The sequence below is a fragment of the Neptuniibacter pectenicola genome, from assembly GCF_001597735.1.
GTDB lineage: Bacteria > Pseudomonadota > Gammaproteobacteria > Pseudomonadales > Balneatricaceae > Neptuniibacter > Neptuniibacter pectenicola.
In genome coordinates this window covers 19,858-35,030 of the sequence record NZ_LUTS01000001.1, presented here as the reverse complement: position 1 = coordinate 35,030, position 15,173 = coordinate 19,858, and the positions used below count along the sequence as shown (strand labels likewise).

Annotated in this window: 8 protein-coding genes and 1 CRISPR repeat array; of the genes, 7 read left to right on the top strand and 1 reads right to left on the bottom strand. The window is 43.3% G+C overall.

Annotated elements, in window-relative coordinates; genetic code table 11:
- The first annotated feature begins 98 nt into the window (after positions 1–98).
- The 7 genes from cas1f to A3773_RS17490 all read left to right on the top strand — a co-directional run bounded on the left by cas1f (position 99) and on the right by A3773_RS17490 (position 12,174).
- Positions 99–1,061, top strand: coding sequence for a type I-F CRISPR-associated endonuclease Cas1f (gene cas1f, locus A3773_RS00140; RefSeq protein ID WP_067981472.1), 963 nt, complete (start codon positions 99–101; stop codon positions 1,059–1,061).
- Positions 1,058–4,351, top strand: a complete 3,294-nt coding sequence (cas3f, locus tag A3773_RS00135) for a type I-F CRISPR-associated helicase Cas3f (RefSeq protein WP_067981471.1) — start codon at positions 1,058–1,060, stop codon at positions 4,349–4,351. The genes cas1f and cas3f overlap by 4 nt, the downstream gene beginning before the upstream one ends.
- Positions 4,351–5,784, top strand: a complete 1,434-nt coding sequence (gene csy1 / locus A3773_RS00130; RefSeq protein WP_067981469.1) for a type I-F CRISPR-associated protein Csy1 — start codon at positions 4,351–4,353, stop codon at positions 5,782–5,784. The genes cas3f and csy1 overlap by 1 nt, the downstream gene beginning before the upstream one ends.
- Complete coding sequence (csy2, locus tag A3773_RS00125) at positions 5,781–6,953, top strand: type I-F CRISPR-associated protein Csy2 (protein ID WP_067981467.1); 1,173 nt, start codon at positions 5,781–5,783, stop codon at positions 6,951–6,953. The genes csy1 and csy2 overlap by 4 nt, the downstream gene beginning before the upstream one ends.
- Before the next feature lie 18 nt (positions 6,954–6,971).
- Positions 6,972–7,952: a type I-F CRISPR-associated protein Csy3 gene (gene csy3, locus A3773_RS00120; protein WP_067981465.1), complete on the top strand. Its 981-nt coding sequence runs from the start codon at positions 6,972–6,974 to the stop codon at positions 7,950–7,952.
- Positions 7,953–7,970: 18 nt separating this feature from the next.
- The gene (gene cas6f / locus A3773_RS00115; protein WP_067981463.1) at positions 7,971–8,603 is read left to right on the top strand and encodes a type I-F CRISPR-associated endoribonuclease Cas6/Csy4; all 633 of its coding nucleotides are present in this window, start codon (positions 7,971–7,973) and stop codon (positions 8,601–8,603) included.
- A 129-nt stretch (positions 8,604–8,732) separates the two neighbouring features.
- Positions 8,733–11,879: direct repeats of the CRISPR family, unit length 28 nt; unit sequence GTTCACTGCCGCACAGGCAGCTTAGAAA.
- A 19-nt stretch (positions 11,880–11,898) separates the two neighbouring features.
- Positions 11,899–12,174: a KilA-N domain-containing protein gene (locus A3773_RS17490; protein ID WP_082800519.1), complete on the top strand. Its 276-nt coding sequence runs from the start codon at positions 11,899–11,901 to the stop codon at positions 12,172–12,174.
- A gap of 337 nt (positions 12,175–12,511) precedes the next feature.
- Here A3773_RS17490 and A3773_RS00110 read toward each other — a convergent pair whose 3' ends face one another.
- A complete protein-coding gene (locus A3773_RS00110) occupies positions 12,512–14,659 on the bottom strand; it encodes a methyl-accepting chemotaxis protein (RefSeq protein WP_067981461.1) in 2,148 nt (715 codons plus the stop codon).
- Between the last annotated feature and the right edge of the window lie 514 nt (positions 14,660–15,173).

Sequence of the window (15,173 nt, the reverse complement as noted above, 5' to 3'; positions counted from 1 at the left end):
CATCGTCAGGATGACAGCAGGACGTTGGAATAAGGTAAAGGATACCAAGGAAAAGGAAAAGCCAAGGATGGCTTATTAATAAACTAGGACACACGAATATGGATCAGTTGACCGATCTAAAAGCTATTTTGCATTCTCACCGAGCGAACCTTTATTACTTGGAACATTGCCGAGTGATGCAAAAAGATGGCCGTGTCCTATACCTCACCGAAGCGAATAAACAAAACCTCTATTACAACATACCTATAGCAAACACGACCGTATTGCTTTTAGGAACAGGTACATCTATTACTCAAGCAGCTATGCGGATGTTAGCGCAAGCGGGTGTCTTAGTCGGATTTTGTGGTGGCGGAGGGACGCCGTTATTAATGGCAACAGAAGTAGAATGGTTAACACCACAAAGTGAATACCGTCCTACTCAATATCTACAAGGTTGGCTTAGCTTCTGGTTTGATGATGAAAAGCGTTTTCAGGCGGGTAAACATATTCAAGAAGCAAGAGTTACCTATCTTGAGCGAGTTTGGGGTAAAGATCGTGACCTCCAAAATGAGGGTATATCTCTTGACGCAGGCCAACTCAAAACATCATTAACACGTTATACAGACCGACTGACTGCCGCAGAAAAACCGGCTGATCTATTGTTAGCAGAAGCGCAGCTAACAAAATCCCTATATAAATTTATTGTGCAATCCGTTTCCTTTGGTGACTTTAAAAGGGAGCGAGAAGGAACCGACAAAGCCAATGCCTTTCTCAATCACGGCAACTACCTAGCCTATGGGTTAGCAGCCACTACGCTATGGGTGCTGGGGATTCCCCATGGATTTGCTGTGATGCACGGGAAAACGCGACGGGGTGCGTTGGTATTTGATATAGCGGATTTGATAAAAGACGCCATTATCTTACCTTGGGCTTTCATCTGTGCGAAAGAAGGGGCAACCGAACAAGAGTTTCGCCAACAATGCCTGCAAGCCTTTACTGATCATAAGTCTTTAGAGTTTATGTTTGAACAAGTGAAACAACTCGCTTTGCGCGGTGAGCCAGAAGAGGAGATCGTGCAATGATGGTCACCTTCGTTTCCCAATGCGAAAAAAATGCACTGAAAAAGACCCGCCGCGTATTAGATGCCTTTGCCGACCGTATTGGTGATAACACATGGCAAACCATCATTACTCAAGACGGTCTTCTAGCGGTTAAAAAACTGCTTCGTAAAACCGCGAGTAAAAGCACAGCGGTGAGCTGCCATTGGATGCGCTCACGATCACGTAGCCAGTTATTATGGGTCGTGGGCAATAAACGGAAATTCAACAGTGAAGGCATCGTGCCAGTGAACTATACCGAAGGTGCTTTAGTGCCGTTTATGGATAAAGAAAAATGGCAGCGCTTAACTTTAATGAAAAATGCAGTCGCTATAGCAGCTCTCTTTCATGATTTTGGTAAAGCAAATATTCTATTTCAGGAAAAATTAAAAGGCGAAAGTAAGAATAAATATGAACCTGTCAGGCATGAATGGGTGTCACTAAGAATTTTTCAGGCATTTGTTGGAGAGCAAACAGACGAACAGTGGTTAATAGCGTTAACTGAAATAGATAAAAATCATAGTGATGATATCTACCAAGACGGTATTAGTGATGGTAGAAATAACCCATTAGCTCATTTACCACCTTTGGCTCAGTTGGTCGGTTGGTTAGTGCTTAGCCACCATAAGTTGCCTTTTGTACCTAGTTGGAAGGAGAACTTAATTCCAGAAACCTTACCAGCAATTCTGCATAAAAATGGAGTCAGTCCGCTAAATAGTTGGTTTGCAGAAGAGTTACAAGTTTTCTGGAACTCTTACAACTTTAAAGACGAAGATAGCCAAAGTTATCTACAAGATAATTGGACGTTTGATGGCGAAGGTTTGCCGTATAAAAGCACTAAGTGGCGACTTAGAGCCATAAAGGCCGCAGATAAAGCACTGCAAAATATCAAACAGTTATCCGATAAAAACCTTCTACATGATGAATTATTTACTAGTCATCTTGCTCGTATGGCATTGATGCTTGCAGATCATCATTACTCGGCACAAAAAGAGCCAACCAAAGAATGGCAAAGCCCTAACTATGAAGTTTTTGCTAATACAGACAGGGAAACGAAAGCGTGTAAACAACAGCTTGATGAGCATTTAATTGGTGTAGCTAAACACGCGGTAGATATTGTAGGCGCTTTGCCACAACTTAAAAGCAGCTTACAAGCGTTGGAAGATAATAAGTTTTTAAAAAGTAGCAAAGCTGATGATAAATACGCTTGGCAAATAACAGCGCAAAAAGTTGCATTAGAGCTAAGTGAATCCAGTAAGAAACAAGGCTTTTTTGGTATTAATATGGCATCGACAGGTAAGGGGAAAACCCTTGCCAATGCCAAAATCATGTATGCCTTAGCGAATAAAGAGCAAGATTCTCGCTTTACCGTAGCTCTGGGGTTAAGAACGCTCACCTTACAAACAGGCCGAGAATATCGTAAACAGTTGGATTTAACCTCAGAGCAATTAGCGATTGCCGTAGGCGGTTCTGCTTCTAAAGCCTTATTTGAAAATGAGCAAAACAAAAAATTATCTGAAGAAAGCTTCGGGACCGGCAGTGAGTCTGTTGAAGAATTCTTAGATCCAGAACTATATGTTGATTATGACTTATCAGGTGCCGAACACAGTTTACATCACTGGACTTGCACTAATCCGCGCATTGAAAAGCTTGTGCAAGCCCCTGCGTTGGTTTGCACTATTGATCATTTAATCCCTGCAACAGATGGAACCAAAGGCGGCAAACAAATTGGTCCGATGTTAAGACTGCTCACTTCTGATTTAGTCATTGATGAACCTGATGATTTCGGTCTAGAAGACTTGCCAGCTTTATGTCGATTGGTTTACTGGGCTGGCATGTTAGGTAGTCGGGTTCTACTTTCTACTGCCACCATGCCACCAGATTTGGCCTTTGCTGCTTTCCAGGCATATCAAGCAGGCTGGGCTGAATATACCAAAGTGAATATTACTGTTTGGAATAAAAACATTAACTGTGCTTGGTTTGATGAGCGTGAAAAGGGCGGCGCTATTAAAGCGGAAGTTCAATATTTTTCTAACTTTAAAGAGCAGCATGAAAAGTATGTTAAAAAACGAGTGGAATATTTAAGTTCAGGCGTAGCAAAGCACAAAGCTGAAATTCTCGATAATTTAACATTAACAGATAATATCTATGTCAATTTTGCTCAAACAATTTTGCAAGGAGCAATGGCGCTACATAACAACAATCATGTAAAGCTAAACGGCAAGCAGGTTTCTATTGGTTTAGTGCGCATGGCTAACATCAAACCAATGGTTGCAGTCGCTAAGGCTTTACTAAACTTATCTGTACCTGAACATACGCACATACATTTATGTGTGTATCACAGCTGTTACCCTTTAGCAGTGCGTTCCCACTTAGAAAGTCAGTTAGACCAAATGTTAAACCGTAAAGAAAACTGGCCACCGCAAAACCTACAAAATTTAATTGAACAAACAACAGCAAAAAACCAATTGTTTATTGTATTAGCTTCGCCTGTAGCAGAGGTTGGACGTGACCACGATTATGATTGGGCAATTATTGAACCTAGCTCTATGCGTTCGATTATTCAGATCGCAGGGCGGCTGCTAAGACATAGAGATCACGTACCTGATCAAGAGAATATTCTACTTATTAATCAGAATATAAAACAGCTTAAAGGCTGTGAGCGCTGTTTTAATAAACCGGGTTTTGAAGTGGAAAACTTAAAGCTTAAGTTAAATGCGCATACGTTAAGGGAAATATTGCAAGAGTCACAATATCAAACCATTAACGCGGTAGAAAGGGTGGTTAAGAGCAAACAGCCACCGCTAGACAATTTGGTGTCACTAGAGCACCAAGCGTTACTTGAAAAGTTATTTAAAAACCCTGATTCAGCCAAACTATGGTGGAAAGAGCAGGCACATTGGTGCGGGGTGCTTCAAAAATTACAAGTATTTAGAAAGTCCGATAAAGACGAAGCTGTTTATTTACTCTACAAGAACAATGAACTGACTTGGGAATGGAAGAACGAAACGGTTTACCCACCAAAAATGGGCGCATTATCAGGGGCTGGTATCTCAATTAAGGAAGAGCCCTCCATTTTTCCAGCCAAAGGATTCAGTTTTTGGTTTGATTTAAACCCGCAAAAAATATACCGCGAATTAGCCCATGATTTTAACATCAGTGAAGAAACTGCTGCCCAGCGTTTTGGTGAATTAAGGCTGGTTAGCTATAAAAAAAACGATATAAACGAATATAAATATTTTTCTAATTTAGGGGTTTACCAAGAGGTAAGGTGATGAATGAAGATCTCAGTATGAATGGTTGGCGTGATGCAATAATTTTATTTTTTCAGACAAGGATAAACACATCAGCTTTGGCTAAAACGACTAAATATATAGAAGAAAAGACTGCTGCTTTAAAAACTGAATTGAACGAAAAAAAGCAAGTAAGGCTTTCTGTTTCTATAGAAAATAAGCGATTAGAGCTTGATGAACTAAAAACTAACCCGGATGAAATAGCTGAGTGGCTCGATAAAAGCACAACAACAAAAATAGGTGTTGGAAATAGAATAATTAAAACCACTCATCCACTAAAGTTCAGCCATAGCTCAGCACCCAACGACGGGATTTTAGTGGACTATGAAGACCAATTCCCTTTACTAACAACTGCTTCTATTGCGAACGATTCTAAAGTTTTCGATATGGCACACAATAATGGTGCATTAATAAGTATCTCTAGATTCTTAGCATTGTCTTATGACGGCTCGACTATTTATGACTTAATCTTTGAAGATAACTTTTGTTTTTTAGATGGTTTTTATAAAAATAAAGAGCAGTTAGAAATTTGGAAAGCGGGCTTTAAAGCTCTTGTAGAGAAAAGAAGTATAAAGTCAGTAAGTTTCACTAAGCAGGTCTATTTTCCTGTCGATAGTGAAAACTATCATCTGCTAGCTCCATTGACATCGTCTACACTTTCTGAATCAATTTTTACCAAAATAACAAGTGCTAAATATAAAAAAAGAGCTGATTATTTTGATAAAAATGGTTCTTTAGCACCTCGGTTGATAATGCCGGAAAATAAAAACGCAGTTATTAGAGTTGGTGGAAATAATCCGCAGAATGTTTCAATGCTAAATAGAGGAAGAAACTGGAAATTATATAAAGATTCAAAAAGTTCTTATGGTGTTTACTACGTAGTTTCATCTGAACCACCCGTTTGGCATTCACAGCTAAAAGCTCCCGCAGACAAAGTGAACTTTTTTTATGAATTATCCGGAAATTATGAAGTTAAAGAAAATATTCAATATTTGGCTGACTTTTTAACTCGCTTTGAAAACTTACAACTCAGCATTAAAGATCCTAAACGCATGCGCTGGGTTGAAGAGTGGATTGAAAATATAGCTGATGAGGTGCTGGTTTATATTAAATCTATACAAGCCTTGCCATCAGGTTGGTCTGCCACAGAGGGAATTAAATTAAAGGTTGAGCATCAAGTGTTATTAGATCGCTATCGCCAAGATGAAGTTTTTTCAGCAATTAAAAATAGCAGTGATTGGCAGACGGTTGTTATTCAAGATTTTTCTGCTTGGCTAAATAATCGCCTAACTAATACCAATGAAAAATTTACACCACAAGATGCACATTCCAAGCTGTGGATGAAAATATTTAAATTTAACTTTAGAGAAGAGTTTAACACTAAAGGATTAAGGCAGCAGGAGGAAACAATATGAGCCAGTACCTATTAATTGAAAGAGTTAAGGTGCAAAACGCTAATGCCGCTTCTGGTTTTACGTGGGGATTTCCAGCAATAACGCATTTTTTAGGCTTTAGTCATAATTTAAATAGAAAATTAAAAACAGATTTAACTTTAAATAGTTTTTCTCTAGGTGGGTGCGCAGTTATCGCACACAGTAGTAAACCTATTACGTTTAAAACAGAAAATGGATTGTTATTTTCTCAGAATAGAGGAATTAATTACTTAGAAGCTACAAAGCCAGGAGATACTCACAAAGCACCATCTGTTATTGAAGAAGCCAAAATGAATATGACGGTTTCCCTACTAATACCAGTAGATGGTTACTTAGGTGGTTTACAAGACTTATTGACAGCATTTATTAAAAAAAACTGCCAAATACAACGCTTAGCAGGCGGAACAGTGTTGTCTGTAGAGAATGTAGAAATTATAGACTTGGATAAAGACGAGCAACTTAAAAGTGTTAGACGGAAGCTATTACCCGGCTTTATTTTGCAAGATAGATCCAGTTATTTAGCCGAGTATTTTTCAAAGTTTAAGGAGAGTAACCCTAAAGAAGAGCTACTAGATGCATGGTTTGATTTTATTGCCTTGAAGCAAGTGGCGCGGCCAGTTTGTGAATTGTTAGATAAGCACTTGGCCAAACAAGCGGAGAAATCTGAGTCAATTTTGGTATTAAATGATATTTGGCTTGAACATAAAAGTCAGCCCTATCAAAAAGAAAATATACCTAATGAGTTAATTGCTTACTTTGAAGAGCAGCAGGAAAATATTAATCCTAAAATTTTAATGCAATGGGAAAGTTACTTAGAACCAAATGAAAAAACGGCGGCTAATTGGGAGTTTGTTAAAAAACCGAAAGCGGGTTATTTGGTGCCAATAATGACAGGCTATAAAGCCATTACGGATGTTTATCCAGCAGGAGAAATTGATGGCTCCAGAGATTCTGAAACTGACTTGTGTTTTGTTGAATCGGTACATTCTGTCGGTGAGTGGCAAAGTGTTCATCGCTTAAAAAGACAAGAGCAATGGCAAGCCAGTATCTGGAGATATGCGCCTTATAAAAAAGATTGGTATTTGTGCAAGCAAAGCACAGAAAATAAAGTTTCACCCACTGAATCAATAACAGATGAAGTTTATTATTAATTTTAAAAGGAATAAATAATGACTATTGAATTACCAAGTATGTTAGCTTTTGAACGTAAATTAGAAACATCCGACGCTTTAATGTTTTCAGGCGAATGGGAAAATATTACATCTTCAGAGATATGGCAGGCTATCCCTATTACTAAAAGACAAAACCGTTCTACCCAAAGTGCGCATGGCACAAGTGATGCGGATAAAATCAAGCCTAATCCCGTATCATCAGACAGTGATGATGCTAATTTGCCTTTGAAACACGATACCCTAAAAGTAAGTTTTAGCATGCGTGTTGTTGGTAATTTGGGCATACCTTTTGGGTGTAATTCCCCCGCCTTTAGTGACGTAATTAAAGCTAAAACAGCAGATTTTAAACAAGGTAAAGGTATTGATACTTTGGCTTATCGCTACGCTTACAATATAGCTAATGGACGTTTTCTATGGCGTAACCGTGTTGGTGCAGAAGAAATAACGATTATTGTTAAGGCAAGGAGCAGCTCTTTTAAATTTAATGCTTATGACTTTTCTTTAAATGAGTTTGAAAAATCTAGCGACAATGCTGGTTTACAGGAGTTGGCAGCAATCATTGCTGAAGGGTTAAAAGGAGATCAACAAAACTTTGTGCTTGTTGAGGTGGATGCCTTTGTTAAACTAGGCCATCAGCAGCATGTGTTCCCCTCACAAGAAATGAATATGGGTGAAAAGGGCAAGGTCTTGTTTAAACTTGAAGGCTGCGCCGCTATCCATAATGTAAAAATCGGTAACGCTATTCGCACGATCGATACTTGGTATAATCGTTATGAAGAACAAGGGCAACCTATTGCGATTGAACCTTTTGGTGCGGTTACCCAAATTGGTGATGCTTTCCGTAAAAGCAAAAAAGAAGGCGACTTGTATTCGTTATTGGTTGACTGGGTCAATAGCAGTGAATTATTACCAGAGCAAAAAATGTATGTTACTGCGAACTTAATTCGTGGCGGTGTATTTAGTAAATCAGCGAAGTAAGGGTAGTGAGAGGTGACAATGAACTACTACCAAGATATCACCCTGCTGTCGGATGCGGATATTGCACTAGGTTTTCTCTGGCAGAAAATCTATCAGCAAGTGCATATCGCCTTAGTGGAGCAGAAGGTGGATGCACAGCATAGTGCTATAGCGGTCAGCTTCCCGGCTTATGGCGGTAAAGGCTTTCCTTTGGGTAATAAGCTGAGGGTGCTGGCTAAAGAAAAAGAGCAATTGGAAACATTAAATCTCGTTGGATTTCTGAGTCGATTCGAGGATTACACGCATCTTAAATCAATACAGCCAGTGCCGGAGGACGCACCTCTTGTTACCTTCGTCCGCAAGAAAGTAAAAGGGCTGGCTCGTATCGAAAAAGATATGCAGGCTAAAGCGGAGCTTTGGGCAAAACAATCAGGACAAAGCATTGCGGACTGTCTAAAACAGCTTGAAAAAACCAAACCAAAGGCAGAATCAAAAGCGCCTTTTATTTGGATGGAAAGCCAAGAAACCAAAGCGGGGAATTCCAAGGGCGCCGCCAGATTCCCACTGTTCATTGAACGAATAAAGGTCAGTGACGCGCAAGAAGGGCTTTTTAACTGCTATGGCCTGAGCGCCTTAAGTGGAGATCAAGCTTCTACTGTTCCTGATTTTTAACCAAAAAAATTGCTCTTTAAAAATAAGTAATAGAAACAGATAGTTGCAGAAATCGCTGAAACCATTGGTCTTTTTGCCAATATCAGGTTAAGTGTTTGATGCAGCTATTTTTTCTGCGTTATACTTCCAGTTCACTGCCGCACAGGCAGCTTAGAAAAACATAAAACGTACGACCCGCACTGGGGATTAGTTCACTGCCGCACAGGCAGCTTAGAAAACAGTTATACTGATATAAGGAACCGCCAACACGTTCACTGCCGCACAGGCAGCTTAGAAATGCCAACGTCTCTGTATATGCGTTGATAATAAGTTCACTGCCGCACAGGCAGCTTAGAAAAGTAGGCTCAACTTATTCTGTCTCTAGCTTCTGTTCACTGCCGCACAGGCAGCTTAGAAATGCCCAGTATCGGAGGTACTAGTAGACGTTATGTTCACTGCCGCACAGGCAGCTTAGAAAAACAAAGCGCCGACCAACTCATTAATGAAAACGTTCACTGCCGCACAGGCAGCTTAGAAAGACATCGTGGACACCTTTAGAAATAAGGAAACGTTCACTGCCGCACAGGCAGCTTAGAAAATCTACCATACAACGCGCACGACCCAACGAATGTTCACTGCCGCACAGGCAGCTTAGAAAGCTATACATCATGGTGATCCGGGTTCTTTTAAGTTCACTGCCGCACAGGCAGCTTAGAAAAGTTCTAATGCCCTATGTGCTGTTTTTTTAATGTTCACTGCCGCACAGGCAGCTTAGAAAAGCAGAGGCCGCAGCTCTTCGCTTATCTAGCGGTTCACTGCCGCACAGGCAGCTTAGAAAGACACACCCAGCAAAACACTCTCAACACGGTTGTTCACTGCCGCACAGGCAGCTTAGAAACATGAGTGGTGTGGCTCTTATCAATCTACTACGTTCACTGCCGCACAGGCAGCTTAGAAAGCTACTTCACGCCATAGCTCCTCTACATCACGGTTCACTGCCGCACAGGCAGCTTAGAAAAACAAAGCGCCGACCAGCTCATTAATGAAAACGTTCACTGCCGCACAGGCAGCTTAGAAAGTATTTATTTGGGGGACATCGACGAATCTGCAGTTCACTGCCGCACAGGCAGCTTAGAAAGAGTTGATAACATTTTCTAAACAGGGATAAGCGTTCACTGCCGCACAGGCAGCTTAGAAAAGTGAAGAAAGCAGAAATTAACGCACCAAGGAGTTCACTGCCGCACAGGCAGCTTAGAAAAGTTACTCCGTTTTCGTCAGCAACGTCTATATGTTCACTGCCGCACAGGCAGCTTAGAAATTCATAACCCTATCCATAGCATAGATACGAGCGTTCACTGCCGCACAGGCAGCTTAGAAAGAGCTATCACTCGCACTAAGCCAACAAAGCGCGTTCACTGCCGCACAGGCAGCTTAGAAATTGTTATTTGGCGCGGGAGATAGTGATGAAGAGTTCACTGCCGCACAGGCAGCTTAGAAATAAAGGTGGCATGTGTGCGGTTTGTGAGCATCGTTCACTGCCGCACAGGCAGCTTAGAAAGTTTGCTGTTACCGCCTCTGCGGGTAATTTCAGTTCACTGCCGCACAGGCAGCTTAGAAAGATGGAAACATACGGTCGATCTCCTGCAATGAGTTCACTGCCGCACAGGCAGCTTAGAAAACTTCAGAAGTTCGTGCGATTTATTCAGATCCGTTCACTGCCGCACAGGCAGCTTAGAAATGTGCGGCCTGCTAGCCAGTCTGCATCGGAGAGTTCACTGCCGCACAGGCAGCTTAGAAAAGATGGTGAGATTTTATATTTTGATTCTATGGGTTCACTGCCGCACAGGCAGCTTAGAAAATCGACATCTGTTGTGAAATCCCAGCAATTTCGTTCACTGCCGCACAGGCAGCTTAGAAAAACTAAGGAGATCAACGAAATGAATTTATGGAGTTCACTGCCGCACAGGCAGCTTAGAAACGAACCATAGAACTCAGCAGCCCAATAAGAACGTTCACTGCCGCACAGGCAGCTTAGAAATGACACTCGACCGGATTAGACGGTTGAAACGTGTTCACTGCCGCACAGGCAGCTTAGAAATTTGTTGAATAGAGCTATCAGCATCAGACAGAGTTCACTGCCGCACAGGCAGCTTAGAAATAGATGATCAGGTGTGACATCAGATCCTATCTGTTCACTGCCGCACAGGCAGCTTAGAAAGTTAGCTCGAATATCATGCTAGTTAATACATAGTTCACTGCCGCACAGGCAGCTTAGAAATGAAGGCTCAGTCACCGGAGTATTTTCCGATGGTTCACTGCCGCACAGGCAGCTTAGAAATGCAAAAAAGAAGCTGAAGACGACTGGCAAAAGTTCACTGCCGCACAGGCAGCTTAGAAAAGCCTGTCACCAAGTCAATTCTGCTTGCTTAGGTTCACTGCCGCACAGGCAGCTTAGAAAATTGCAACATCCGAGCAGTATGTATCGATCGCGTTCACTGCCGCACAGGCAGCTTAGAAAAACAGAAACCGAAAACAAAAATACTGATAATAGTTCACTGCCGCACAGGCAGCTTAGAAATTTTCATCGTCACGATTAAATGCGGAAGGAACGTTCACTGCCGCACAGGCAGCTTAGAAAGTTCATAACACTGTGATAAAGTTGAACGATTAGTTCACTGCCGCACAGGCAGCTTAGAAATACCTTGTGATACATCAGTTAACGCGTACACAGTTCACTGCCGCACAGGCAGCTTAGAAAAGGTGAGCCTCAATTCACGTATGCTGATACATGTTCACTGCCGCACAGGCAGCTTAGAAAGATGCGTTCGAGGGGACTAGAGTCAAATGGCAGTTCACTGCCGCACAGGCAGCTTAGAAACGTTAAAAAATGATAAATAAAATCATAGATACGTTCACTGCCGCACAGGCAGCTTAGAAATCCCGCAAAGCTTATGGTTATATGTCTAATCCGTTCACTGCCGCACAGGCAGCTTAGAAATCCTGAATCTCCAGCGAATAACGCCTCTGCTGGTTCACTGCCGCACAGGCAGCTTAGAAATAGGCGCAGGCGGTTTAAACTTTGATTTCACAGTTCACTGCCGCACAGGCAGCTTAGAAAATCGGGGACATACGTAGCTCCATTTCTACCAAGTTCACTGCCGCACAGGCAGCTTAGAAACATAGGCATAAAACAGATAGGCCAGCAGCAGGTTCACTGCCGCACAGGCAGCTTAGAAATACCGCTTTCGCGCTTGCGCGTATCGGTAGGAGTTCACTGCCGCACAGGCAGCTTAGAAACGGGCTTCGTAACAGGAACATCATTGAATTTCTTGGGATTTGGGAGCAGCTGAATAATTCAGAGTTTAAATACGTCGAATTCGACGGGTTTAAAAAAGAGGCTGGACTTAATAGCTTCACCCTAACACCCAAGCAGTGGATCGAATCGACCAATGCTAAAGGGCTGGTTTCCAGACGAGGCCGCTATGGTGGCACCTTCGCGCAAAAAGATATCGCCTTTGAGTTTGCCAGCTGGATCTCTGTTGAATTCAAGCTCTATCTGATTAAAGAGTTTCACTGCACACAGCCCGTTTAGAAAGGTAGTGCTTCGCGCGGAGTCCTATTCGCTGAGGCAGCCGTTTTGGGCATATAAAGGTGAGCGCCTACAGGGAGGAGGTGTTTTTGTTGGGTTGGGTGCGTAATTTATTCGCCCTGGCACCTGTTCCGGGCATAAAGGGTGGGCTCCACATAGAGCGGTGTGTAGGAGGCCAACCTTTGGCCGAATGGGTTGTGTTTTTGTGAGGTTAAGTACGTAAATTATTCGGGTGATTTTTTCTTGTTCTTGCACCTAATTCTTTCGCCCACGGGGTGAGCTCCTACACCGGACGTGCATGTAGGAGGCCAACCTTTGGGCGAATGGGCTTGAGCCTGCTTTAGTATGCGCTAACTTGGAACACGCTAACTAACTGGTTGAGTTTATGGGCGGTGTTTTTCACCGAGGTGGAGCGTTCTTGTAGCGTGCTAATCGACCCATTCATCTGTTCTGCGGAGACGCCTACTCGTCGGGCAGCATCACCGTGACGTTGGCTGTTATCATTTAGCTGTTTGATGGCTAAAAACATATGCTCCACGAGGTTGTGCAAGGATGTGTTCTCATTCGAGGCTTCTTCCGTTCTTTTCAAATTGCGATCAACCTCTTGTACCCCTGATTCCATAAAATCTACGGCGCTCTGGGTTTCTTGCTGAATCCCTTCGATCATCTGCTGAATCTCATTCGCCGAAGCGGCGGTGCGATGGGCTAAGCCGCGAACCTCTTCTGCGACAACGGAAAAGCCTCGTCCATGTTCACCGGCTCGGGCCGCTTCAATGGCGGCATTAAGAGCCAATAAGTTGGTTTGGTTGGTGATGTCACTAATAACGCCAATAATTTTACCGACTTCAACGGTACGGCTATTGAGTGAGTTAACTTGTTTCGCCGATGTTTCAACGATGTTGCGAATATCTTCAGTACCAGAGCGCACGGATTCAAACTGTTGACGGGCCTCCGACACGACTGTATCCATTGCCTCTTTGAGAGATTCAGCGGTGTTTGAGGCTTGACCGATTTCAGTGAGTTGCTCTTCGAGTAGTACCAGTATTTCCTGAATCGCATCGCTGACCTCAGCTGATACTTGATAAGCCTCTTTATTGGTCTCGAGCATCGCTTGGTTGGTCTGTTTAACGTGGCTGCTGGAGGTAATAACTTGGCCAACAATACCGTCGAGGCTATCAATAAAACTATTAATCCAGCGGGCCATGTCGCCGGTTTCATCGGCGACCAGTTTGTGGGGCTCCACCCGTTGTCGCAAGTTGCCTTCACCTTCAGCAATGGTGCGAATAACCTCGGTCATATCATCGAGCCGAGATGCTAACTTGTTGGTGCTGAGTTTAGGGAACATTAGGGTAGTAACCAGTAACAGCAGCAGCGATACCGCATCAATCGCATATTGCGGTAGCTCAGTGAAGGTGTGCAGGGCGCTGTTAATGCCCAGAATCGCCGCGGCAGTGAAGCCAAAGCCTTTCATTAAGCTTAGGTTGATCGAGCGGCGACGATAGACCTCTTCTAAATCACCTTCGCACATCATACCCCAACGGTCGGGCGAGCCTTTTAGTTGAAAGGTTACTCCCTTGCCGATCACCGGAATGTGGCGATAGTCAGAATAACCCGGGTAGGTGATAAATAGATTTTCACCGTTACGAATAGTTTCGCGTACGCCCGGATGGAGTTGGCCGGTGGCGGGATCGGTAAACCGCAACTCTAGCTCAGTATGGCGTTGGACTCTGACCGTACCCCATCGGGTGTGGATGCCACTTTTTAAGTTCTCGCCGTGGGAAAAGGTATTATCTTCAAACCGGGAGCGTGATAACGCCGTACCCGGCTGAATATTCCGGTCGAGATGAGAATCGACCATAAAAATATAGTTATCACCGGATTCTGGATAAATATGGCCAGCCTCCCGTTGGATCAGGTCACCGAGAACATCGTTCGGTACACGACCACAAATAGCGCCGATAGACTCGCCATTTTTCTCAATGGGTTGGTAGAACATCAGGGTGACTTCATCGTGGAACTTAGAGCTGGAGGCACCAATATCTAGCGTGAGAGGGTCGGTGTAGGGACCATGTAAAAACTGTTTTCTTACGCCTTGGGTCCAGGCGGCGCTGGCAAGGTCGGATGCTCCTATATGAGTGCGATGAGTCGAACTGATGACCGTGCCTTCAAGGTCGATCAAAAACAGTTCAGAAAAATCGCGGTTCGCTTCCAATCGTTGGGTGAGCCACGACAGGTCGATATTATCAAAGGTGGGGCCAAGGTGCTCAGCAAGAAAGGCGAGCTGATCCCATTGGTGTTCTACCCATTGATTAAGAATTTTCACGCGAGTGGCGGCAATACCTTCAAAGGTTTGCTCCACTGATGAATAGGTGTGACGGTTTAGAAAGCAGGATTTATACATTGCAAACTTACCAGTGCTACCAAACCAGTTAAGCCACTTTCTTTCCTGCGCGCTGAGGTTCATTGAACTACTTTTAAGTTGATCCATGACTACGACTACCCTCAAACAGTATAAAAATATATAGATAATTATGTTAGTGCAAATAGCATGCCGTTAAATTGGGTAGTAATGAATTCAAAAGGAAAATTCCCCGAGGAAGCAATATTCGCGGGCTTTATGGGATATGGCGCATTTTGTTATGGTGCGTGTTGCAATAACGGCTAGAGATTTCGCACCGTATTGGTGCGTTGATGCAGTGTTTGTAGGAGGCCAGCTTTTATGCTCGGAACGAGTGCCTGGCCAAAGGTGTTTGTGTTTTTGTGGGGTTGAGGTGTGTAATTCATTCGCCCTGGCACCCGTTCCGGGCATAAAGGGTGAGCTCCTACAAGGGATTGGTGTGTTTGTGGGGTTGAGGTGTGTAATTCATTCGCCCACAGGGTGGGCTCCTACAAGGGATGCGGTGTCTATAGGGGTTGTCTGTAGGAGGCCAGCCTCTGGCCGAAGGGGTTGGTGTGTTTGTTGGGGGAGGGTGCGTAATTCATTCGCCCACGGGGTGGTCTCC